Origin of the sequence: Klebsiella sp. C360 (genome assembly GCF_048822415.1) — a bacterium.
In the GTDB taxonomy this organism is placed as follows: domain Bacteria; phylum Pseudomonadota; class Gammaproteobacteria; order Enterobacterales; family Enterobacteriaceae; genus Klebsiella; species Klebsiella quasipneumoniae.
This window is the reverse complement of the sequence record NZ_JBMEZZ010000003.1, coordinates 592,698-615,909: the sequence shown is the minus strand read 5'-3', so window position 1 is coordinate 615,909 and position 23,212 is coordinate 592,698. Positions and strand designations below refer to the sequence as shown.

The window sequence follows — 23,212 nt, the reverse complement described above, 5'->3', positions numbered from 1 at the left end:
GGAGAACCGTGCACCCGCCTGTACCTCACTGGTCTATGTCGACGATGCGACGAGCCCCCTGATGCAGCTTCGTTTCGTTAAATCGGAATCCACCTTCACCTATTCATGCCACTTTCAAATGATGGCGTGGAGATCGCTCTGTGGTCCTTACGCCTGATGTCACCTTATATTGATTGAAGCGTCGCAAGCGCCGAAAGCAGGATACCGATAACGACCGGATAAAAAGCGCAGGAAATCAGGAATTCAGCTACCTTATGACCTTCACTTTGTATATGAATAGTTCTTCCTATACTTATCAGAGAGGCAAAAAAACCGATCGTCGCCACAACGGCGATGAAAGTCAGAATGCAATACAGCGTTAACCCGCCAGCCTCTCTTTTCTCAAGGCAACCAAACATCGCCAGCGCCTGCAACAGGCTTAATGCGATCGCCCCGGAGCAGTTTTCACAAACCCTTCCATAGATACCAAACACTTCCCAGGCACGTTCGTTAATGCGCTTCACTCAGAACTCCTTCTATAAAATAAAAAAATAACAGGCGCTTAAGTTTTTACCTCTTCACCTTTGCAAATCTATATAAAAAATCCATTTAAAAAATGGTGTCCTCTTTTTTCAGGTATTCATAAGGGTTCACCCTTCCCTGCCCCTTTAGCGTAAAAACATCGTTATTTTCCTGCGCAGGAACCATTCAGGATATTATTAACCATCGTCTGGCGCCATGCCTAAACCCCTTTGTAGTGCTCTTTACTCAGGCCATACTTCTTCATTCTGAGATAGAGTTTTTTACGCGGTATCAGCAGATACTCCGCCACCTCATTAATACGTCCCTGGTGGATATTCAGCGCTTCGGTGATGATCTGCCGCTCGACCTCCTCAACCCGCCGATCCAGCGGCGTCGGTTCGCCGACGAGCATCTGCGGATTCACCGTTTCCGCGAGCGGTAATACCCCCACCGCAAACAGCTCGGCGGCGTTCGCCAGTTCGCGAACGTTATTTGGCCACACCCGCCGCATCATCCCCTTCAACAGACAGGCATCCACCTCGGGGACGGGATGATTCAGCCGTTGACAGGTTTTTTGCAAATAGTGATGAAACAGCGGCTCGATATCATCAGGTCGCTTTGACAGAGGCTGGCAGCCAATTTGCGTCATCGCGAAGCAGTAATAGAGTTCCGCCACTATCTGGCTGCTGGCTGCCAGCTCCACCAGCGAAGCATTACCGATACCAATCAGGCGAAAAGGCCGTTTCTCATGACTCTGCAGCTGTACCAGATGATGCTGTTGCCCGTGAGACAGATGCTCCAGGTGGCTTAAGACCAGCGTCCCGCCCTGGGCTTGCGCGATCAGTTCATTCAGCGTGTGGGCGTTAGCCGTGTTGAGTTCGCAGGAGATAAACGGACCTTCGGCGTGACGCCCTAACTGGTGCAGGTAACGCGCGCCGGTCATCCGGCCGGTTCCCGGCTCGCCGTAAAGCCATACCGCAATATCCGTCTCTGCCAGCTGCTGAAGGCGCTGGCGATACCGATCCGTCCACTGGCTGCGGCCAATAAGCTCAACCTGTAATTTTTGCTGACAATACTGGCGACGGGCGATCACCGATTGCCTCTGACGCAGCGCGGCATCCACCAGCGTGAGCAGCTTGCCTGGATCGATCGGCTTTTGCAGGAAATCCCAGGCCCCTTTTTTCACCGCCTCCACCGCCATCGGCACATCGCCGTGACCGGTGATAAGCAGAATCGGCAGCAGATCGTCATCCTGATGAAACAACGTCATTAAATCGATTCCGGAGCAGCCGGGCATGCAGACATCGCTTAAAACAATGCCGGGCCAGTCCTTTGGCACCTGTTCCCGCGCATCAAAAGGATTATTACAGGCACTGACCTGATACCCCGCTTGCTCAAGCAGCTGCGTATAGGCATCCAGCACATCGGCATCATCATCAATCAGCAGAATCGAACAGTGATTACTCAACATCTTTTACATCCGTCGAATTGAATTCCAGCACCACGCAGGCACTGCGCGTAAACGTCGACGCCAGGCGCAACGCCCCTTCCATTTGCGTCATCAGCGAAACACATATCGAAAGCCCTATTCCCAGTCCCACGGCTTTGCTGGTAGTGAACGGCTTTAACAGCGAAGGGAGTAAGGCCGCAGGCCAGCCGGGGCCGTTATCGGCAATCAACACGCACAGCCTTTCGCCCTGGATGTGCCAGCTCACGGTGATTTGCGCTGCGTGCGGGCAAGCATCAAGGGCATTTGACAGCACGTTCACCAGCACCTGATGAACACGCACTTCGTCTCCCAGGATCCAGACGGCGTCATCCGGTATCAGCAGCGTCCCCTGCTGAGGTTTATGGCGCATCGCCAGCAGTTCCCACGCCACGGTAAAGGTCTGGCGCAAATCGACCGGGTGCAGCGGCGTTTCCAGTTCTGCGCGGCGGGTAAACTGGCGCAGGGAACGGATAATCGCGTCAATGCGGTTGATCAGCCCTTCCGCTTTGCTTAACGTCGTCCGCGCCTGCTCCGCCTGCCCCTGCTCGATTGCCCTTTCTGCGGTAAAAAGATACATCGACAGCGCATTCAACGGCTGATTGATCTCATGCGCCAGGGTGGTCATCGTCTGCCCCACCACCGCCAGTTTAGCGGTCTGGATCAGCTCGTCCTGAGTGGCACGCAGATCGGCCTCAATCGCTTTCCGCTCGCCTATCTCCTGTTCAAGCTGCTGTTTTTGCGCATTAAGCTGACCCAGGGTATGGCGAAGCAAACCGGCAATACGTCCCAGCTCGTCGCGCCCGTAAACCGGAATGGTCGCTTCGGTCTGGCCCAGACCAATCTGCACCACCGCCTGATTCAGCGCGGTAAAGCGTTTCACCAGCCGCGAGCGAATAAAATAATGGTTCAGCCCCCACGCCAGCAGCAGCGCCAGCAGCGTCGCCACCAGGATTAACCCGCCGCTGACCCGGACAATCTGCCCCATACGCTGATTAAACATCTGCATCTGCTGGTGACTGCTGCCAAGCTGGGCTTCCAGCAGCGTTCTGAAGCGTCCCAGCGTCGCTTCTCTGGCCCGGCTGGCTTCCACGAGCGCTTTTTGCGCGGTAACGTAGTCGCGCATGGTGTCCGGCATCTTATTTTTCACCATGCCAATTTCCAGCAGCTCATCGATCGTTTGTCGCAGGGTAATGGTGCTCGGCCAGTCATCCAGCGCACGAATATTTTCATCCGACGTTTTCTTCAGGTTTTCCAGATAGCGGATATGCGTCTCCACCAGCATGCCGTCATCATTCCCGGATTTCAGTTCATTAAGCCTGTCGCGCAGGTCGTCAACGATCTGATTTTCAATACGCGCCAGCGTATAGACCTGCTGTTGTTCATTCTGCACTTCCCGGGAGCGTTTCAGGTACTGCGCCGCATCCCCCTGTCGGGCTTCAATCTGATCGAGCAGCGTTCCCTGTTGCCAGGTAAAATCCTGCACCAGTGAATTCAGCTCGGTGGTGAAATCATCGTGCAGCCAGTCGATCCGCGCCGAAAGCTCTCCCACCTTTTCGCGAACCAGAAACATGTTGTAGAGCACGCGATCCAGTTCCGCCAGCAGCGCGCGGCTGTCCTGCAAGATCACCGCCAGCTGCTGCCGTTCTGCCGGCGACAACCCCTGGCTCAGCCGCTCTATTTTATCCAGATGCTGGATAATCTGGTTGCGCAGCTGCAGGCGTACCGTGGTATTCGGCGCCAGCAGAAATTCATTGAGTTGATCGACCACCAGGTTGAGATTCCCTTCAATCAGAAAAGCCGAATGGATGCGCGGAAAATACTCATCCAGCGAATAGCGGATCTGCGAACTTTGCTCATGCCATGAATAGAGGCTGACGCTGCTGACAATCAGCGTCAGCAGCGCCCCCATCAGAAAAGCCCCGCGCAGGCTGCTACTGATACTGATTTGTCGCAGACGTTGCAGTATGGACCTGCCCATCATTTCAGTTCTTCCAGTTTATTAATCGCCTGCCGCTGATTGTTGAGAAACCAGAGCTGCCACTCCATCATCTGCTGTTCCGCGAAGCTCTTATTGTCGAACTGAGCCAGCCAGGCTTCATCCTCGCTGCTCGCCGGATCGACCGGCACACGGGTCAGCAACGCGCGAATCTCGGGCAGCGGACGCTTGAGACGGGCCTCCGCGCTATGCAGCGCTCGCCAGGCATCTTTTAGCTGAGCAAGACGAAAGCTGATCGCCGTATCGAACATCCGTTGCACCAGGCGCTGGCGTTTGAGGATCAGCCGATAGTTCAATGGCGGTTGATTCATCAGCACCGCCTGCTGCGCCGCCCGCGGATTGCCCGTCGCCAGGGGCGTTACAGGGTATTTCCCGGTATTGGCATCGGCGAGGATCGTCTGGCCCTCCGGGCTTAACAGATAGCGAATAAACCGCCGCGCCTCGCTGGCGTGCTGGCTGTTTTTAAGCACCGCGACATAGGTCGGCGAAACCGCCGACTGCGGGAAATAGGTAAAAGCCAGGTGCGGATCGTTCATCAGCAGATTGGCGTAGTTATCAATCACCGGACCGGCCACGCCCAGGCCGCTTTTAATCTTATCCGCCACCCCAAAACTGCGGGATGAAATGGTCACGAGATTTCCCGCACTCATCAACAGCGTTGCCCATCCCTTAATCCAGCCTTTTTGTTGCAGCAGCGACTCCACCATCAGATGGTTGGTATCCGAACGCGACGGACTGCTCATCAGCAGCGCCCCCTGATAGCGGGGATCGGTCAGATCATCCCAGTCCGCTGGCGCAGGCAGGTGCCGTGTCATCAGCGCCGGGCGATTAATCAGCAAACCGAACCCGGAAATCGCTACGGCCACGGAGGTGGAGCGAATGGATTCCGGCACCAGTTGTTGGCTGACTGCCGGCGCACCGCTGAACGGTGCCAGCTTTTTATGCTCCTGAAGATGCTGCAGCAGCATCGGCGACGAGGTCAGGATCAGATCGACATTTTCGGCATTTGCCGTGTCTAGCAGCTGTTCCAGCGAGGCGCTGGTGCGGTTGAGCGTCCTGATCGTCACTGACCCCGGCTCTTTCTGCCAGCGATCGATAATCCACACGGTGGCGCTGGGAGAAAATGTCGTCGCCATCACCAGCTCATTGCTTTGCGCCGCACAGGGTCTCAGCCAGGCGGTCAGCAGCAGCATCGCGAGCATTTTGCTCACTATCCCGCCCCGACGAAGAGACATGTTTGTGATCCCGTTCATAAATATTGAAATACCAAAAAAATTACGTTGAGACAAAACTTACCCGTTTATGACAGCTGGCGAATTAATCACCGCGAGCGGAAAAATAGCCAAACGGGCGCCCGGGAATATCGCTAAAGATTACCAGATAATGATTGGGTAATTTGTTAGAGTCCGCACAAGCCGGACATAAAATCAGCGCAACATTAATTCCGCAGGTTCTCGCTCATTCAATATGAGTCAAAATCAACCCATCAATTCATTAGTTTGAGTCAGTTTTGACTCATTTCGACGATTTGTTTTTTACGGCCGCTTATTTCACCCTTCAGGCCGAATGCTCCTGATGTTCACATCAATATAAAATACAGGTGACGACATGTTATCATTATTAAAAAAAGGGCCGTCGGCGAATACAGTTCCTGCTGAGAAAATTCAGGCAACGTATGGTCGATACCGTATGCAGGCGCTGCTAAGCGTATTTCTGGGATATCTGGCGTACTATATCGTGCGCAATAACTTCACCTTATCCACGCCCTATCTGAAAGAACAGTTAGATCTTAGCGCCACGCAGATCGGTTTGCTCAGCAGCTGTATGCTCATCGCGTACGGGATCAGTAAAGGCGTGATGAGCAGCCTCGCGGATAAAGCCAGCCCGAAAGTGTTTATGGCCTGCGGTCTCGTACTGTGCGCCATCGTCAACGTCGGGTTAGGATTCAGCACCGCATTCTGGGTTTTTGCTGCGCTGGTTGTCCTGAACGGCCTGTTTCAGGGGATGGGGGTCGGCCCCTCTTTCATTACCATCGCGAACTGGTTTCCGCGCCGGGAGCGTGGCCGCGTAGGAGCTTTCTGGAATATTTCCCATAACGTCGGCGGCGGCATTGTCGCCCCGATCGTCGGCGCCGCGTTTGCGATTCTCGGTACCGAGCACTGGCAGAGCGCCAGCTACATTGTGCCGGCCTGCGTGGCGGTGGTATTCGCCATCAGCGTACTGGTGCTGGGTAAAGGTTCGCCGCGCGAGGAGGGCCTGCCTTCGCTGGAAGAGATGATGCCGGAAGAGAAAGTGGTGCTGAAGACCAAACACGCCCGGAAAGCGCCGGAGAACATGAGCGCATTCCAGATCTTCTGCACCTACGTCCTGCGTAACAAAAACGCCTGGTATGTCTCCCTTGTGGATGTGTTTGTCTATATGGTGCGTTTCGGCATGATCAGCTGGCTGCCAATCTACCTGCTGACGGTGAAACATTTTTCTAAAGAGCAGATGAGCGTCGCCTTCCTGTTTTTTGAATGGGCGGCGATTCCGTCAACCCTGCTGGCCGGCTGGCTTTCCGATAAGCTGTTCAAAGGCCGCCGGATGCCGTTAGCCATGATCTGCATGGCGCTGATCTTCATCTGTCTGATCGGCTACTGGAAAAGCGAATCACTGCTGATGGTCACGGTATTTGCGGCGATTGTGGGCTGCCTGATTTACGTCCCGCAGTTTCTGGCCTCGGTCCAGACCATGGAGATCGTCCCCAGCTTTGCCGTTGGCTCCGCCGTGGGCCTGCGCGGATTTATGAGCTATATCTTTGGCGCCTCGTTAGGCACCAGCCTGTTCGGCGTGATGGTCGATAAAATGGGCTGGCACGGCGGGTTCTATCTGCTGATGGGCGGGATCGTCTGCTGCATCCTGTTCTGCTATCTTTCTCATCGCGGCGCGCTGGAGCTTGAGCAACAGCGTAAAAACAGCGAGCAGGAAGAGGCCCGGCTGGCGCTGGCTGACGCACAGTAAGCACCTGAACCGGGAAAACAAGAGCCAGCTTGCTGGCTCTTTTGCCGTTGAGAGAGGAATTGATGTCCGCAGCTGCTCCCGACGACGGTATAAAGCAAGTACCCCTGCCATCACTGATGCTACTGCTGAGTGGAATGAACGGCCTACTTCGCCGGGATAATCAGCACTTGACCCGGATAGATTTTATCGGGATGCGTCAGCATCGGTTTATTGGCTTCAAAAATACGTTGATAATCATTGGCAGAGCCATACATCGCTTTGGAGATAGCGCTCAGGGTGTCACCGGATTTGACCGTGTAAAAACGACTTTCCGCCCCGCTTTGCGTCACCTTAACGCCGTCACTGACCTGACCTACGCCAGTGACATTCCCGACCGCTACCAGAATTTTTTCCTTATCCTCCTGCGAAGCAACATCGCCAGTGACCGTGGCGGTGCCATCGTCCGCAACATCAATATTGACCTTTTCGGCGCCAGGCAGATTAAGACCATCGATATGTTTTTTCAGTTTATCGGCCCGCTCTTCTTTACTGTCGCCGGAGACGGCGTCCCATATTTTCTCGCCCGCTTCTTTCACAAAACTTAATAATCCCATCTTTCCATACCTCCTCGACTGTTACATGATCACATCATCATCGGACCTGTTGACCCAATGTCAGGGGGCTGGTTTGCTACCCGCCCTCGCGTCAACTGCCTGAAGCAGCACAAGCCACCATCAAAGTATAATCAATAAGCGTCAAAGTGCAGGATATTTGCCCCACTACGGCAGGAAAGTCTGTCTTCCGGCAAGGTGACACGAAATGGAAGCGGACATAGCCCCCCTGCCATGCAGAGAAATGATGGCCCCTCGTCGTACAATGGCTGGAGAGGCAATGCCCGGATAAGACGCGGACTACCTGAGCAAGATTTCAGGAGACGCCGCTTCCAGCGCCTCCTGTGAGTCACCTCGCGGCTATTCCTCGTATGCAGCGTGATGGAAATCAATTTCCCACTGCAGTACTTCACCGTAAAGCGCCGACAGCGCCTGCTTTTCCTTTTCACTCAGCGCCATGGCGCAACGGTCGAGTTCGTTCTTTAGCCAGAGCGCCTGCTGGTAGAATTCGTCCTCCGCGTGCATTTCCACCCAGCGTCGTAAATCAGCATCGCTCTGTCGATGTTCGCTCGCCCGTCGGCACCAGCGATAGTACATCCATTCCGCACCGAACATCAGGGTCACGATCTGCTCATAGCTGCCCTCGCGGGCGGTCCGCAGCATACCGTCGCGAAAACGCCGTACCCCGGGCAAATCATCCGGGTACTCAGCGGGATCGATCTGCCGCGCTGACAACACCTGCTCAAACCACGCGATCTGCGTATCAACCAGGGCATTCAGAACGCCAATCAGCCAGCGCTGCTGATGAATACCCGGCGCTTTGCTGACCCCGAGGGCAACAATCGCGATGGCCGTCGCGACAAAATTGCCCTCAAACACCAGATAGCGGTTGAAGACCGCTGTCGGCAGTCGATCCTGTTCAATATCAGTGACAAACGGGTGCTGCTGCATCGCCTGCCACGCCGGTTGATGTTCGCGCAGCAGGCGTTCGCTAAACGCTTCCATTAGGCTTCCTCCAGCGCGGCCTGAGCGACCGACATAAAATGCTTCACCCGGGCCAGCTCAACATCGTTCCACCAGACGCCATCGACCTTCATCGTACTGGCCACAATGACCCCCTGGGTCCGCCCGAGGATCTGCCTCACGTTAGCCGGCGTTACCCCGGAGCCCACCAGGAGCGGTAGCGCCGTCGCCGCGCGGATCTCGTCAATTTCCGCCATTGTGGCGCTATCGCCCGTGCGCTGGCCGGTGGCGATCACCGCGTCGGCCTCGAAGAAATCGACATCGCGCGTCAGCTCCTGAATCGAACGATCGGCGACGATGGCATGGCTACCGTGCTTGACATGGCTATCGGCAAAAACGCGAATATGCTCAGCGCGCAGCATACTGCGGTAGCGCAGCGCCTTTGCGGCCGCCCCTTCGATAAATCCTTCGTTGGCGATATAGGCGTTGGCCCACTGGTTGACGCGGACGAAATCGGCGCCGCCCGCCAGCGCGATGGCCATCGCCGGGATCGCCGCGTTAGCCAGGACGTTAATACCCAGCGGGACCGCAAACCGCTCACGAACTTTCTCGGTAATGACCGCCATCAGCGCGGAGGTTTCATGGCCGATGTCCTCAGGTTTGGAAAACGGAATATCGCCGTGGTTTTCAATAATCAGACCATGAACACCGCCTGAAATATAATTTTCAGCATCGCGAAGCGCACGCTCAACAATATCGGAGACTGATTTTCCTCGATATTTAGGCGCGCCAGGAAAAGGATCGCAATGAATAACGCCAATAACGGCTTTGTTTCGTGAAAAAATAGCTTGTATTGCATTGGTTTTTTCTGCTGAGATAGCAACCATCTTATCCATCCTGTTAAGGGAACACTATGCGTGTTTACGTTACCGGTAATATTGCCGTCGATGAAACCTGGTCCATTCCGGATATACCAAAAAAAGGCACTTCCATTCACGGCGTTAAAGTTTCGCAAGATATCGGCGGTAAAGGCGCGAATCAGGCGATTATATTATCCCGCTGTGGAATAGAGACGCGTTTAATTGCCGCCACGGGAAATGACAGCAACGGCGTCTGGATCCGCCAGCAGATAAAAAATGAACCACTGACCTTACTTCCCGACGACCCTTTCAATCAACATAGCGACACCTCGATTATTTTAAATAGCGCTGATGGCGACAATGCCATCATTACCACGACGGCGGCTGCCGACGCCTTCAGCCTTGAGGATATTATTCCGCATATGGCGGATGCCGCCGCCGGCGATATTCTGCTGCAGCAGGGCAATTTCTCCCTCGATAAAACGCGGGCGCTGTTCCGGTACGCCAAAACTCTCGGCATGACAACGGTGTTCAACCCCTCGCCCGTCAATCCTGACTTTTGCCATCTGTGGCCGCTCATCGACATCGCGGTAGTCAATGAATCCGAGGCCGAGCTGCTTCAGCCCTATGGGGTGAAAACCTTAGTGATAACCCAGGGCGCCGCTGGCGCCTGGCTGGTTCAGGCGGGACAGCGCCAGTTTTGTCCCGCCGTGCCCGCCGAGGCGCTCGATACGACCGGCGCAGGCGATACGTTCCTCGCCGTCATGCTGGCCTCCGCCCTGCTGCGCGGCGTCGCGCCGGATGACCTGGCGCTGGCGCACGCCAGCCGCGCTGCCGCCATAACCGTTAGCCGCCGGGGAACGCTCAGCGCGTTTCCCGGTAGCCATGAGCTCGCCGCCCTGTTAACCCAGGACGGCGCGCGTTGACCTACTTAAACAGCGGACGGTAAGCATCGACGTTCGCTTTGGTCACCACCGTCGCCGGAACCAGAATGGTTTTCGGCACGGTTTTTCCCGACGTGATGCTGTTCAGCGCATTCAGGGCTTCGGCGCCCATCTTTTCCGGATCCTGCTGCAGGACGGCGGTTACGTAGCCGCCGTCAATACCGGAAATCGCCTTCGCCGTCAGATCCCAGCCAAACACTTTAATATCCTTCTGCCGCCCCTGGTTTTCTACGGCGGCGATAGCGCCGAGCAGCGCGGGTTCGCCGGTGGCATAGATTGCTGTCAGATCCGGGTTGCCGGTGATCAGGTTTTCCGCCGCGGTCATCGCTTTATCCTGCACGTTCTGCCCGTCGACCACGTTAGCGATGGTAATGTTCGGATTGCTTTTTAGCGTCTCTTCGAACCCTTTCTGCCGCTGGTTCTGGATGGCCGAATTCAGCGCGCCGACAATCCCCACCCTCGCCTTGCCACCCATCTCTTTCTGCACGTAGTCCACAAAATATTTACCAATAATTCTGCCGCCTTCAATATTGTCCACGCCGACCTGGGCCGCCTGTGGTCCGGCCGGTAATACGGCATCAATCGCAATCACCGGAATGTTAGCGGCGGCGGCTTCTTTTACCGCTGGCATAATTCCGTTAACGTCGATAGCGGCGACCAGAATGCCTTTAACGCCTTGCTGAATATAGTTTTCTATCGCGTCGTTTTGCGCCACGGGATTATCGTTAGAATTGAAAATAACTAAATCCTTGCCGCTGGCCTTAGCCGCATCCTGCGCGCCTTTATTCATCAAATTAAAGAACAGCGCCTGCTGATTGATTTGCACCAGCGCATAAGTCGGACCGGCAGCGCTGGCGGCAGAAATAAAACTCATCGATGCCAGCATGGTCGTGGCGACAGCAAGTAAACGCAGTTTTCCGGTGTGAAATAACATCATCAGTATCCTCGTCGGGAATAGTTGATAGCCAGCAGAGTTCCGCGCCGCATGCGAACGCAGAAGGATTATTTTTTTGGCGGGCAAATATCGTCTATATGGCCAGAACAATCATCGATCGTTCGGCGGATACCTGCTTAATGTCATCCCGGCAACCGGTCCGTGTCGGTGCGCGACTGGAATGACTTAAACGGGTTTGGGAATGACTTCCCGGATGATGCGGTAAACTGCCTATACAATTCTCTGCTGATTAAAATTTGTCAAGCATTTATTTTCGGTTATTACGCACAGAGAAATTGCTGTATCCACCGCGCTTAACTATGTTACAGATAGCCGATTCTGGCAGAGATGGCGCAGGAAATGAGTATAAAACGCGTATTGTTATCTGATGTGGCAAAGCTGGCGGGGCTGTCGAAAGCGACCCTGTCGCGCTATATGAACAACAGTATTGTGCTGCCGCAGGACACCATCGACCGTATCGAAACCGCCATTCGCGAACTGGACTATCGCGGCAATAGCCTGGCGCGCCGTCTGAGTAAAGGCGGCAGCGAGACGCTCGGCCTGGTGCTCCCCGACATTACCAACCCCTTCTTTGCCGAGCTGGCCGACGCTGCCGAAGAGGCCGCTTCTGCCAGCGGCTACAGCCTGGTGTTGTGTATCACCCGCAACAACCCGGAAAAAGAGTGCCAGTTCATCCGCTGGCTGGATACCTGCCAGGTAGACGGTCTGCTGTTCACCACCAACCGCCCCGATAACGGCCTGCTGCGCAAGGAGATCCAGCGTCACGAACGCATTGTCCTGCTGGATGAAGATATTCCCGGGAGTCAGGTTCCAAAAGTATTTGCCGATAACGTCCAGGGCGGGCGCATCGCCACCGAAAAACTGATCGCCGCCGGGCATCGTCATATCGCTTTCGTCGGCGGCCCGGACAAACTGATGAGCGTCCGTGAGCGCTATCAGGGTTTTTGCACCGCGATGGAGCAAGCCGGCCTGAGCTGGCCGCCCGAATGGGTGATGTACGGCGACTATCAGCGCGAGTTTGGCCAGCAGGCGCTGCGGCACCTCTTCAGCCAACCGGTTCGCCCTACCGCCGTCTTCGCGGCCAGCGACTATCTGGTGCTCGGTCTGCTTGACGGTCTACGCGCCAGCGGGCTCCAGGCGCCGGAGGCGCTTTCGCTAGTCGGCTTCGATGACGCCAATTATGCCGATTTTACCCAGCCGCGGATCTCCACTATCCGCCAGCCCGCCCGGGAACTGGGGCGCACCGCGGTGCACATCATGATGCGCCTGCTAAACGACGATCCGGATATCCCTGCGGAAACCCGCCTGCCGGTTGAATGGATTGGTCGCGACTCGATCAAGATCTGTTAAGCATGTCCCATAATGACGCAAAAGCGCCCGGTTTTGGCGCAAAAAACGATCAATTAACAATTTATTCACTATAATCAGTAAACCGGTTTACCGGATCGTAATCAATAAAACCTATTGAATACATAAGGTTAAGTTACAGGGCTGCTGTGTTGTTCCTGCCCTGGCACGGATGCTGCAATGTTCTTACTGGCGAACAAATATCTTACATAGCGTTTGTCCTGACTGTACTGGCGAGGGCTCTGTTCCGCAGGTAAACCGGTTTACTAGATTGTAAACCGTGTCGGATAGAGTCTCTCCCGCAGGATGGCGAACATTTTCCCGGCAATAGCGATGGGAGTTATCAGATGCAGCAGCCACAAACTACCCCGCCAAGGGTGGAGATGATCAATATCACCAAGACCTACGGGTCGATACGTTCATTGCGCGGCGTTAACCTCGAATTGGCCCCGGGCGAAGTGCTGGGTTTAGTGGGCGATAACGGCGCGGGGAAATCCACCCTCACCAAAGTGCTCTCTGGCGCGGTGATCCCCTCCAGCGGCACGATTCGTATCGACGGTGAACAGCAGCAGTTTACCAATCCGGCCGATTCGCGCCGCTGCCATATCGAGATGGTCTATCAGGATCTGTCGCTCTGCGACACGGTCGACGTCGCGGGCAATCTGTTTATGGGCCGTGAGCCGATGAAATCGGTCCTCGGTATTCCCTTTCTCGACGAGGCCAAAATGCACGCCGATGCCAGAGAGATGCTTAAAGGGCTGGGGATCTCTATTCCGGATACCCGCCTGCTGGTGCGAAATCTCTCCGGCGGCCAGCGCCAGGCTATTGCCATCGCCCGCGCGGCGGCCTTTGACCCGAAAGTGCTGATTATGGATGAACCCACCGCCGCGCTGGCCGTCGCGGAGGTCGAAGCGGTGCTGGAACTCATTCGCCGCGTTTCCGCTCGCGGGGTGAGCGTGATTCTGATTACCCACCGCCTGCAGGACCTGTTCCTGGTGTGTGACCGGATCATGGTGATGTATGAAGGTACCAATGTCGCTGACAGGCGGGTGTCCGACACCAGCCTGAACGATATCGTTAACCTGATTGTGGGCGAAAAATTCACCGCCCGCTCTGCGGCTGCACATTGAGGTAACAGGATGAGTATCATGAACTTAAGCAGCTCCCGCATGATCCAGCATTCGCTGCCGCGCCGCCTGCTGCATAACCACTCGGGCGTGGTCAGCATCGCGCTCTTTTTCGTCTTCTGCTGCGTGGTGTTTTCGCTGATCACCAGCAACTTTCTCACCGGCACCAACTGGCTGAATATCATCCGTCAGAGCGCCCCGCTGCTGATCGTCGCGACGGCGATGACCCTGGTGATTACCACCGGCGGTATCGATCTGTCGGTGGGCTCTACCCTGGCGCTGGTCGGCGCACTCTCCGCTATCGCCCTGAATAGCTGGGGGCTGCCGTGGCCGGTGGTACTGCTCGGCGGCCTGCTGCTCGGCGGCGTCGTTGGCGCCATCAACGGCTTCTTTATTGCCTATGAAGGGATTCCGGCGTTTATCGTCACCCTCGCCACTCTGGCAGTGGTTCGCGGCATCGCGCTGCTGATCACTCAGGGTTATTCGATTCCGGTTCCGGCTGACAGCCTGTTTACCTTTATCGGACGCGCGTGGGTAATCGGTATCCCCATGCCCGCGCTGCTCGGCATTCTGATTCTGGTGATCGGGCATATCGTTCTTAATCACATGCGTTTTGGTCGCTACGTGACCGCTATCGGCGCCAACGCCGAAGGCGCGCGACGCAGCGGGATTAACACCAAAGCCGTCACGATGAAGGTCTATATCCTCAGCGGCATGGCCGCCGCGCTGGCGGGAATGATCATTACCGCTCGCCTCGGCAGCGGCTCCTCCAACCAGGGTGAAGGCTTTGAACTGCAGGTTATTGCCGCCGTGGTGCTCGGCAGTACCAGCCTGTTTGGCGGCTTCGGTACCATTATCGGCACGCTGCTGGGCGCGCTGTCGATTGCGGTCATTCAGAACGGGCTGATCTTGTCGCATATTTCGCCGTTTTACACCCAGATAGCTACCGGCACCATTATCCTGCTGGCTATCTGGCTGAACACCCGCATTCTCAACCCCACGCGCTCCGCGGCAAAAGGATAGCTGATGAACGGATCAATTTTTCGTCATCCCTCACCGCTGCCGGTTGGCGTCAGCAGCGGTTACGTGATGACAGTGCTTGGCCCGCTGCCGATTAACGAAATGGGCGTCACCCTGATGCATGAGCATATTCTGCTGGATGCCTCCGGCAAATGGGTGCCGCCCTGCTGCTGTAGCGATCGCCATCTTGCCGAAATGCCGGTGAAAATGGAAAACCTTGGCGAACTGTCGCTGAATCCGTTGATGAGCCGCGATAACTGTCAGCTGTTTGATGTCGACGTTGCGATTGAGGAACTCACTAAATATCGCGCCCTTGGCGGCGAAACCGTGGTCGACCCGACCAATATCGGTATTGGCCGCGATCCGAAAGCGCTGGCGCGCATCGCGCGTCTGACCGGTCTGAACATTATTATGGGCACCGGGCTCTATCTGGAGCCTTCGCACCCCGAGTGGGTAAGGACCAGCAGCGTTGAACAGCTGACCGAACGGCTGATTTACGATCTTGGCGGCGCGGAGGAGAAACCGGAGATACTCGCCGGGCTTATCGGCGAAATCGGTATCTCCAGCCGTTTTACGCCGGATGAGGAGAAATCCCTGCGCGCTGCGGGTCGGGCCAGCGCCGCGACCGGCGTACCGATCGAGGTCCATCTGCCGGGCTGGGAGCGGCTGGGTCATCGGGTGCTGGATATTCTCGAGCAGGAAGGCGCCGATTTACGCCATACCGTGCTGTGCCATATGAACCCCAGCTTTGCCGATAAGCGCTACCAGCGCGAACTGGCGCAGCGCGGAGCATTTCTCGAATACGACATGATTGGCATGAGCTATTACTACGCCGACGAGTCAGCGCAGTCGCCCTCCGACGAGGAAAACGCCCGCGCGATCCGCGAGTTAATTGACGACGGCTATATCCAGCACATTCTGTTGTCGCAGGATGTCTTCCTGAAAACCATGCTCACCCGCTACGGCGGCCACGGTTACGGCTACATACTCAAGCATTTTGTTCCGCGTCTGCGGCGCCACGGCGTCAGCGGCGAACAGCTTGAAACCTTAATGATTGGAAACCCCCAGCGGGTCTTTGGCGGATAAAAGGAAACGTCATCATGCAGAAAAAAATCTTACTGGTCGGTGAGTCCTGGACCAGCACCTCAACGCACGTTAAAGGCTTCGACCAGTTTGCCACCGCCACCTGGCACACCGGCGCAACGGATTTTCTGGCCGCGCTCGCCGACAGTCCCTATGCCATTACCTATATGCCCGCCCACGCGGCGGCGACAGACTTTCCGCTGACGCTGGAAGCGCTGGAACACTGGGATGCGATCATCCTTTCGGATATCGGCGCCAATACGCTGCTGCTGCATCCGGACACCTGGCTGAAGAGCCGCCGCACCGCCAACCGTCTAACGCTCCTGCATGATTACGTGGCCGGCGGGGGGGCGCTGATGATGATCGGCGGCTATTACAGCTTCCAGGGGATCAACGGCGGCGCACGCTACCGTAATACCGCGGTGGAGAAAGTGCTGCCGGTTTGCTGCCTGGCCTGGGACGATCGCATTGAAACCCCGGAAGGCTGCTTTGCTGAAGTGGCGGGATCTCACCCCCTGTTTAACGATATTCCGGGCGAATGGCCGTGGTTGCTGGGCTATAACGAGGTTGAAATGCATCCGGAAGGTAAACTGCTGGCGACCGTGGCCGGTACCGATCATCCTCTGCTGGCCATTCGCGAATATCAGCGGGGGCGCTCGCTGGTGTGGACCAGCGACATGTCGGCGCACTGGCTGCCGGAAGAGTTTGCCAAATGGCCCGGCTATCGCCAGCTGTGGATTAACTGCCTCGACTGGCTGACGGAACGCCGCTGATGACCGCTACCCTTGAGCTCGCCCGGCAGCTGCTGGGCTTTAACACCATCAACCCGCCCGGCAGCGAAGCCGACTGCATGCGGTTCTTCGCCGACTGGCTTGCCGATAGCGGTTTTGAGGTGTCGCTGTCGTCATTCGGCGAGGGACGCTGCAATCTTATCGCCAGGCTGCCCGGGTCGAAGAGCGGTAAACCGCTGGCTTTTACCGGACATCTGGATACCGTCCCGCTGGGAAATGCCCGCTGGCAGTACGATCCTTTCGGTGCGCAGATGGAAGACGGGCGTCTTTATGGACGCGGGTCGAGCGACATGAAAGCGGCGATAGCGGCATTTGCCGTCGCCTGCGTTCATCAGCAGCAAACGATTCGCGCCGGGCGCGGCGCACTATTGCTGATCACCGGCGGAGAAGAGACCGGCTGCGACGGCGCGCGGGCGCTGATCGCCTCCGAGACGTTGCCAGAGGTGGGCGCGCTGATCGTCGGTGAGCCCACCGCCAACTACCCGGTTATCGGCCATAAAGGCGCCCTCTGGCTACGCTGCGAAACGCGGGGAAAAACCGCCCACGGCGCGATGCCGGAGCTGGGGATCAATGCTATCTATCTTGCGGCGGATGCGCTGGGTAAGATCCAGCATTTTTCGCCGGGCGCGCCGCATCCGCTGATGAAGCAACCCACCCTCAACGTCGGACGCATAGAGGGCGGACTCAATATTAATTCCGTACCGGACCGCACGCGTTTTGATGTCGATATCCGCAGCGCGCCCAATTTACAGCACGCCGCTATCCGGGAGCGCTTGACGACGCTGCTGGGCGAAAGCGTTACGGTCACCACGCTGGTCGACCTGCCTGCGGTCCTGAGCCGGGAGGATCATGCATGGATTAAGCAGGTTTACCAACGCTGTCAGCCGCTGCACGCTGAGCCGGTTACGCCGCGCGTGGTGCCCTACTTTACCGACGCCTCGCTGCTGCTGCCTGCCCTGGGCGACCCGCCCTGTATTATTCTCGGCCCCGGGGAGCCGTCGATGGCTCATCAAACCGACGAGTACTGCCTGCTCAGCCGGCTGGCGGAGGCAGAACGGCTATACGGTGACCTGATTCGCGACTGGATGGCCTAACCGTCCGCGACGAAAGCCCAAAATGTGTGACAGTGTCACTTAAAGCGAACACCATGCATTCAGCGTTTGAATAATCTCGCGGAATAACAGAGGATAACCGCCTCGTACACGAAATGTTTCATCACCAGCAAGGAGGCTTACTATGTCCGTGAAAATTAACGCCGTGCTCGTTTGCACCCTCTCTTTCCTCCTTTCCGCCTGTTCGGGTCATGCTTCTGCGCCGGACAGCGCCGAAGACGCTCAAATATCGGCAGAAGTGGATAAGATACTTCGCGATTATCAAACGGGTGCAGACACGTCACCGCAGGCCAATGCCTCACGCTATCTGGCGCGGATCCAGGCGGCTATCTTCGCTAACATAGACCAGCCGGACTCCTGGAAAGGGCAAAAATGCTCGGTGCGCTTTACCCTGCAGCGTGACGGGACGGTGCAGGATCCGGCGGTCGAGAACGGCGATCGGCCATTCTGCGCGCAGGTGATGTCCGCGCTGAAAGTCGCCAAAATTCCGCCTGCGCCAGATGAAAAAACCTATCAAACATTCAGCCATGTCGTTCTGGACTTGAAGGCCTGAGCTTGTTCGTAGAAAGCGCCCCGGCCATCGCCAAGGCAATGGCTAAAAAGATAAGCTGACAGCATGCCTAACAGACGCTTTTTGGCGATCAGCGAGGAATGATTCAATGGTGCTTGAGTCGAGGTGATGAGCGGCAAGAGCGCCGGCTGAACGGGACAGCGCATCCAGGTGCGCTGATGATGGCCTCTTATTCATGACTCAATCTCTGATGCATGAAATCAATAAGCGCTCTTGTTTTTGCCGGCAAATAACGCCGATCGGAATACAGGGCGAACAATTGCAAGGGGGCCGCCGATTGTTCAAATTCAATTTCGATTAACCGGCCATCGTCAATATAGGGCTGGCAGGCTTGTTTCGACAGGATGGCATAACCGACGCCTGAGAGGGCCGCTCGCCCTGCCATCTCCCCGCTGTTGACCCGATAACGACCGTTCACTTTAATCGTCTCGAATCCGCCCTTTTTATTCACAAACTGCCAGGGAGCGCCTTTAAGCGCATTTACCGTTGTAATACAGGGCAATTCTTCAAATTGCTGTATACGAGAAGGCGTGCCATAACGCTGGATAACGGAGGGGGCCGCAACGATGGTGCAAGGGATGGTCACCAGATGACGGGCTATGTAGTCACTGTCATCCATCTGACCACGACTCACAATGACAGCGAGATCCAGATCATCGCGCAGGGATTCATAACCAGACAAATTGGTGACGCAACTTATCTCCAGGTCCGGATGCTGACAGGCGAAATCGGCAACAATAGCGCCCAGCAGTGCAGGACCGATTTCATTGGGAATACAGATACGTAATGGCCCTTTGAATTGCATTTGCCGCAACGTTAATTCGGTTTCAGTTTGCTCAAGCGCTTCCAGTAATGGCTTCGCCCGGGTATAGAGTAGATGCCCCGCCTGAGTGAGTTTCATATGTCGGGTACTGCGTTCAATAAGCTGAAGATTCAGTTTGTCTTCTAGCTGAGCAATGCAACGGCTCACATTTGATGCCGGCATTTCAAGGGCTTTCGAAGCCCCCACAAAACTGTCTCTTTCAACTACAGCGATGAAGACTTTCAGCGCATTAAAATCAAGAACTGGCCGCATCAACTATCCCACATATGATAATAATGAGTGCCATTTTTACCATCTAATCGATAAGTTTGATAGCAGTTAAGCTAGGTTATCTTTCATCAACAGGTCGCTTGCTATGCCACGGGTCACCACAACATTTAATCAAAAGGCGCTGATACGGATAGCGCTGGTCATCGCTTTTGTGCAGTTTACTAATGCGCTGGAATATATGATGTTCAGTCCTGTTTTTACATTTATGGCTGCGGATTTCGCTGTTCCCGTCTCCTTCTCAGGCTATGTATCCGGTATGTACACCTCTGGAGCCGTCCTGTCGGGAATTATCGCCTTTTACTGGGTTGACCATTGCAATAAGAAGCGTTTTCTTATCGCTAATATGGTGCTGCTAGCCATGGCGACACTGTTGACAACATTCATAACCAGTTTTCCTCTTCTTCTTACCTTGCGATTCTTCGCAGGGCTGGTTGGAGGGACGACAATGGGTGTGGGGATCGGTATGTTGATAAACCACACGCCGGCTGACTTGCGCGGAAAAATGTTGGCGACGGTGATTGCGTCATTTTCGCTGGTAAGCGTTGTGGGGATGCCCGCTATATTATTTTTGTGTACTCATTACGGTTGGCATGTCGCGTTGTGGTTAATCAGCACGCTCTGTTTGTTGGCATTGCCATTGATCGTCACTGTCATCCCTCAGGACCCCGTCACTTTCGACACGTCTTACGCGCTGCCCCTCGATGTTGATACTTTACTGTTTGCTTCCGGTAATGCGCTGGTACAGTTTAGTCCAATGCTGATCATTCCTGTTCTGGCGCCGTTAATGACGCAGCTGTTGGGGGCTTCTGAAGGCCTGCTGCCCTGGCTGTTCTTCGGCGGGGGACTGGCGGGGTATCTGTCTACAAGAATGACAGGGGCATTAACCTCTCGTTTTTCTGCATTGAGTTTGGCGACCGGGTCAACCCTCGTTTTTATTCTGAGCTTGCTGATACCCTTCCTGGGCTATCCGCATCCGGCGCTGTTTATGACGTTATTTCTCGGGGCAGCTTACAGTCGTCTGGTTTCATCTTCGGCGGTTACGATTCAGTTTCCTGATAACAACCAACGAGCGGGATTCTCTTCATTACAGACGTCCATGATGTATCTGATGACGACTGCCGCATTTTTCCTGTCCGCTTTTCTGTTACCTGACCATCGCATGGCGCTCCAGAATATGGACAGGTTGCTGGCGCTATGTGCAATTTCCGCATCAGGATCCCCAATCATTATCATCATTTTGCAAAAGAAACTGGCTAAGCGGACGATCCCGCCCGATCGGTGCACCACTTGGTAGAACATGGCGCGCCCTGCCCTGGGCATTAAAAATTATCATTGACCCTGGTGTGGTCGCTAAATGGAGATAAGGGGCGTTTTTTTGTCTGACGGTGTCTGAATTTAGTACCTGGCGGGAAGCTTATGGATTTTAATGAGTCTTCCCTCTTCCATTTCGATAAAACCACCCGTTTTTAAATCTGCAAGTATGCGCATGACGCCGCTGCGAGAAAGATGGGTTTTCTCGCGGATGTAGAGTTCCGCTGTGACTGCGGCGCGATAACTCTCATCTTCTTCGATTAAATTGAGCAACTGCTGGCGGATCATCTCGTACGCCGTCGGTGCGCCCTGCGGCATCACATTGTTGTAAAGTCGGCCATACACAAACATCAGTTGCTTTGAGAGCAGCCCCCATAACGACTTTTCTTTAATAATGTCATGAACACGAGCGGTGGAGATCTCGCCAATCACGCAGCAGTTGATAGTTTTAATGTAATCATCGAAGTAAATATCCGTCAGATTGGCAAGACCAAACACGGCGGGACTGCGCGCAGTGGACAGCATCATATTATCGTTTCGGCGATAAACCGCTACGGTTCCCTCAAGGATGAGGTAACACATCCCCTGGCCATTTACCTTGAAATCCAGTTGCTCCCCCCTTTCAGTTTTACGTGGCGTGCAATACGGCTGTAAATGCGTTATCAACTCTTGCGCGTAGGGTGAACCTCTGTGAGGTTTTGCTGAAGAGGACATAACCGATAACCTTTAGATTGACCTGTCTGATTATAGCCTGGCTTCCTGATGCGGGTATCCTTATCGTCAGTATTTTCGAGGTAAATGGTTGATATCAAGAAGTATACCCCGTTCCATGGTGATGTAGTTCCCGGTTCGCAGCTCTGCCAGAATTCGCATAATCCCGCTCCGTGAAAGATAGGTTCGGCTCTTAATATAGGTTGCAGCCGTAATTTGTTGCCGTATCGCATCCGGCTCTTGCATCAGTTCAACAAGCTGAAAGCGGATGATGTCATAAGCCGACATCTGCGAGATTTGTGCGCAATGCTCATACACCCGGGAGGCCGTGTAAATCAGGAGTTTCGAAAAATGCTCCCATAGATCCAGTTGCGCCACGATGTGATTAAAACAATCCAGTGACACCCGGGCGATCTCTGACGTCTCCAGCGCTCTCACATAGAGATGCTCTGAGGAAAACTGACTACTGACGCCCAGAATAAAGGGTGATGATTCAGAATTTAAAACAATGCCATCGCCGCGACGGTGCAGCGCGACGCTACCTTGCAATAGTAAAAAACATTGCCGGATATCATCTTTATAATAATGCACGACCTCACCTCTGCCGATCACTACTCTTTCTGCTGCTGGCAACACATGATTTATCAGAGTCTCGATGTGCCGAAATGGTTTTAATTCCAGGGCAATTGATTTGACCTGGTTTTCCGGGGTGGTTAAGCGCGTGTTCATATGCTGCCTCAATTCCTCTACGGTGATCGCTTTATTGATCGACCCGACGAATTATCTTAAAAATGAAGAAACCGCGAAATATTGGTTTAGGGTCCAAAAGTAGACCGTGCTAAAGATGTACTCTAAGTAATTGATTTTGTGCCTCATGACCTTTGAGTCTAAAAATAGACCGGACCTTAATAAATACAATAAAAAAAGGAATGTTACTTATTCGTTAAGTGAGAGTCTACTTATAGACCCACAAATCATTTGAGTTTAAGAAAGTGATTAGATAAATTTTAGCCAGCCAGCAGAACAGTTCATGATCTTACCGTAATTAATTATGGCTGCCATGCTGCACAGTAAAAAATAAGGCGCTGGTACAAAAAGAGTGTAACGCTCATCGGCACCCTATTGCCTGAATATAAGTGGCAAACCAAGTTAATAAGGAAACAACGTAATGAAAAAAAGTCTTGTTTTAGTTGCCTTGACCGCAACTGCAGCGCTGTCTATGTCTCACGCTTTTGCTGCCGCTGGCACCGTGAATTTCGTCGGCAATATTCTTGATACTGCCTGTGAAGTCGATGTGGCATCGCAAAACCAGCAGGTCAATCTCGGTAACTTTTATAAAACTGAATTTCCGAACAGTGGCGCAAAAGCGGCTGCAAAGGATTTTAATATCGTGCTTAAAAACTGCCCAACCACAGTGACTTCGACAAAAGTACGCTTTGATGGCACCCCCGATCTGACCAACCCTAACCTGCTGGCTATTGATACCTCAACCTCCAGTGCGGCGTCAGGGGTGGCGATTAACCTGATGACCGCCGATAAAGTCGACCTGCCTTTACACGGTGAGAACAGCTATAACTACACCCTTAGCAGCACCCAGGACAATACGCTGAAATTCTACGCGCAATATATCTCCACCACGGCATCAGTAACGCCGGGTACGGCCAACTCTGTTGCTAACTTCTCCATTGTATATAACTGATTTTCTGTCCAGAAAAGCTGATGGGGTCGATACGGCCCCATGTTTCAGA

At 54.6% G+C, this 23,212-nt stretch carries 22 protein-coding genes; 11 read left to right on the top strand and 11 right to left on the bottom strand.

Going from position 1 to position 23,212, the window contains the following annotated elements; all coding sequences use genetic code 11:
- Positions 1–164: 164 nt before the first annotated feature.
- From ACOI7D_RS11895 to pgtC, 4 genes are all read right to left on the bottom strand, one after another.
- Positions 165–503, bottom strand: coding sequence for a hypothetical protein (locus tag ACOI7D_RS11895; RefSeq protein ID WP_060590640.1), 339 nt, complete (start codon positions 501–503; stop codon positions 165–167).
- A 218-nt stretch (positions 504–721) separates the two neighbouring features.
- The gene (gene pgtA / locus ACOI7D_RS11890) at positions 722–1,972 is read right to left on the bottom strand and encodes a two-component system response regulator PgtA (protein ID WP_109547603.1); all 1,251 of its coding nucleotides are present in this window, start codon (positions 1,970–1,972) and stop codon (positions 722–724) included.
- Entirely contained in the window at positions 1,962–3,971 is a 2,010-nt protein-coding gene (pgtB, locus tag ACOI7D_RS11885) for a two-component system sensor histidine kinase PgtB (RefSeq protein WP_109547341.1), read from the bottom strand. The genes pgtA and pgtB overlap by 11 nt, the downstream gene beginning before the upstream one ends.
- Positions 3,968–5,188, bottom strand: coding sequence for a phosphoglycerate transport regulator PgtC (gene pgtC / locus ACOI7D_RS11880; RefSeq protein WP_087824279.1), 1,221 nt, complete (start codon positions 5,186–5,188; stop codon positions 3,968–3,970). Before pgtC ends, pgtB begins: the two co-directional genes overlap by 4 nt.
- A gap of 406 nt (positions 5,189–5,594) precedes the next feature.
- Between pgtC and pgtP the strand changes: the two genes are divergently transcribed.
- Positions 5,595–6,986, top strand: a complete 1,392-nt coding sequence (gene pgtP / locus ACOI7D_RS11875; protein WP_023289702.1) for a phosphoglycerate transporter PgtP — start codon at positions 5,595–5,597, stop codon at positions 6,984–6,986.
- A 143-nt stretch (positions 6,987–7,129) separates the two neighbouring features.
- Here the strand turns inward: pgtP and lysM are convergent, their stop codons facing one another.
- The 3 genes from lysM to ACOI7D_RS11860 all read right to left on the bottom strand — a co-directional run bounded on the left by lysM (position 7,130) and on the right by ACOI7D_RS11860 (position 9,426).
- Positions 7,130–7,579 (bottom strand): peptidoglycan-binding protein LysM, encoded by a 450-nt coding sequence (gene lysM / locus ACOI7D_RS11870; protein WP_023289703.1) that lies wholly within the window; start codon positions 7,577–7,579, stop codon positions 7,130–7,132.
- A 357-nt stretch (positions 7,580–7,936) separates the two neighbouring features.
- Positions 7,937–8,581 carry a TenA family protein gene (locus tag ACOI7D_RS11865; protein WP_064154604.1) on the bottom strand — a complete coding sequence of 215 codons (645 nt, stop codon included), beginning with the start codon at positions 8,579–8,581 and terminating at the stop codon, positions 7,937–7,939.
- A complete protein-coding gene (locus tag ACOI7D_RS11860; RefSeq protein WP_023289705.1) occupies positions 8,581–9,426 on the bottom strand; it encodes a BtpA/SgcQ family protein in 846 nt (281 codons plus the stop codon). The genes ACOI7D_RS11865 and ACOI7D_RS11860 overlap by 1 nt, the downstream gene beginning before the upstream one ends.
- Before the next feature lie 26 nt (positions 9,427–9,452).
- On the opposite strand from ACOI7D_RS11860, the gene ACOI7D_RS11855 reads away from it, so the two are divergent.
- Positions 9,453–10,325, top strand: a complete 873-nt coding sequence (locus tag ACOI7D_RS11855) for a PfkB family carbohydrate kinase (protein ID WP_109547339.1) — start codon at positions 9,453–9,455, stop codon at positions 10,323–10,325.
- A 1-nt stretch (position 10,326) separates the two neighbouring features.
- On the opposite strand, the gene ACOI7D_RS11850 is transcribed toward ACOI7D_RS11855, so the two are convergent.
- The gene (locus ACOI7D_RS11850; RefSeq protein ID WP_023289707.1) at positions 10,327–11,280 is read right to left on the bottom strand and encodes a substrate-binding domain-containing protein; all 954 of its coding nucleotides are present in this window, start codon (positions 11,278–11,280) and stop codon (positions 10,327–10,329) included.
- Between the two features lie 345 nt (positions 11,281–11,625).
- Between ACOI7D_RS11850 and ACOI7D_RS11845 the strand changes: the two genes are divergently transcribed.
- The 7 genes from ACOI7D_RS11845 to ACOI7D_RS11815 all read left to right on the top strand — a co-directional run bounded on the left by ACOI7D_RS11845 (position 11,626) and on the right by ACOI7D_RS11815 (position 18,331).
- Positions 11,626–12,648 carry a LacI family DNA-binding transcriptional regulator gene (locus ACOI7D_RS11845; RefSeq protein ID WP_032428845.1) on the top strand — a complete coding sequence of 341 codons (1,023 nt, stop codon included), beginning with the start codon at positions 11,626–11,628 and terminating at the stop codon, positions 12,646–12,648.
- A 380-nt stretch (positions 12,649–13,028) separates the two neighbouring features.
- A complete protein-coding gene (locus ACOI7D_RS11840; protein WP_072199055.1) occupies positions 13,029–13,775 on the top strand; it encodes an ATP-binding cassette domain-containing protein in 747 nt (248 codons plus the stop codon).
- 18 nt (positions 13,776–13,793) lie between these two features.
- Positions 13,794–14,795, top strand: a complete 1,002-nt coding sequence (locus tag ACOI7D_RS11835; RefSeq protein ID WP_162543122.1) for an ABC transporter permease — start codon at positions 13,794–13,796, stop codon at positions 14,793–14,795.
- A gap of 3 nt (positions 14,796–14,798) precedes the next feature.
- Positions 14,799–15,878: a phosphotriesterase family protein gene (locus tag ACOI7D_RS11830; protein ID WP_109547337.1), complete on the top strand. Its 1,080-nt coding sequence runs from the start codon at positions 14,799–14,801 to the stop codon at positions 15,876–15,878.
- 14 nt (positions 15,879–15,892) lie between these two features.
- Positions 15,893–16,648: a glutamine amidotransferase gene (locus tag ACOI7D_RS11825; protein ID WP_109547336.1), complete on the top strand. Its 756-nt coding sequence runs from the start codon at positions 15,893–15,895 to the stop codon at positions 16,646–16,648.
- Positions 16,648–17,760: a M20 family metallopeptidase gene (locus ACOI7D_RS11820; protein WP_105490604.1), complete on the top strand. Its 1,113-nt coding sequence runs from the start codon at positions 16,648–16,650 to the stop codon at positions 17,758–17,760. Before ACOI7D_RS11825 ends, ACOI7D_RS11820 begins: the two co-directional genes overlap by 1 nt.
- Positions 17,761–17,902: 142 nt before the next feature.
- The gene (locus ACOI7D_RS11815) at positions 17,903–18,331 is read left to right on the top strand and encodes a cell envelope integrity TolA C-terminal domain-containing protein (RefSeq protein WP_109547335.1); all 429 of its coding nucleotides are present in this window, start codon (positions 17,903–17,905) and stop codon (positions 18,329–18,331) included.
- Between the two features lie 187 nt (positions 18,332–18,518).
- Here the strand turns inward: ACOI7D_RS11815 and ACOI7D_RS11810 are convergent, their stop codons facing one another.
- Complete coding sequence (locus tag ACOI7D_RS11810; RefSeq protein WP_109547334.1) at positions 18,519–19,424, bottom strand: LysR family transcriptional regulator; 906 nt, start codon at positions 19,422–19,424, stop codon at positions 18,519–18,521.
- A 103-nt stretch (positions 19,425–19,527) separates the two neighbouring features.
- Here ACOI7D_RS11810 and ACOI7D_RS11805 point away from each other — a divergent pair, with 103 nt between their 5' ends.
- Positions 19,528–20,736, top strand: coding sequence for an MFS transporter (locus tag ACOI7D_RS11805; RefSeq protein WP_109547333.1), 1,209 nt, complete (start codon positions 19,528–19,530; stop codon positions 20,734–20,736).
- A gap of 101 nt (positions 20,737–20,837) precedes the next feature.
- Here ACOI7D_RS11805 and ACOI7D_RS11800 read toward each other — a convergent pair whose 3' ends face one another.
- Both ACOI7D_RS11800 and ACOI7D_RS11795 read right to left on the bottom strand, forming a co-directional pair.
- Positions 20,838–21,467, bottom strand: coding sequence for a helix-turn-helix domain-containing protein (locus tag ACOI7D_RS11800; RefSeq protein WP_109547332.1), 630 nt, complete (start codon positions 21,465–21,467; stop codon positions 20,838–20,840).
- Positions 21,468–21,533: 66 nt separating this feature from the next.
- On the bottom strand, positions 21,534–22,193 hold the full coding sequence (locus ACOI7D_RS11795) for a winged helix-turn-helix transcriptional regulator (RefSeq protein WP_109547331.1): 660 nt from the start codon (positions 22,191–22,193) through the stop codon (positions 21,534–21,536).
- A gap of 439 nt (positions 22,194–22,632) precedes the next feature.
- Here ACOI7D_RS11795 and ACOI7D_RS11790 point away from each other — a divergent pair, with 439 nt between their 5' ends.
- Positions 22,633–23,163, top strand: a complete 531-nt coding sequence (locus ACOI7D_RS11790) for a fimbrial protein (protein ID WP_023289719.1) — start codon at positions 22,633–22,635, stop codon at positions 23,161–23,163.
- The last annotated feature ends 49 nt before the right edge of the window (positions 23,164–23,212 follow it).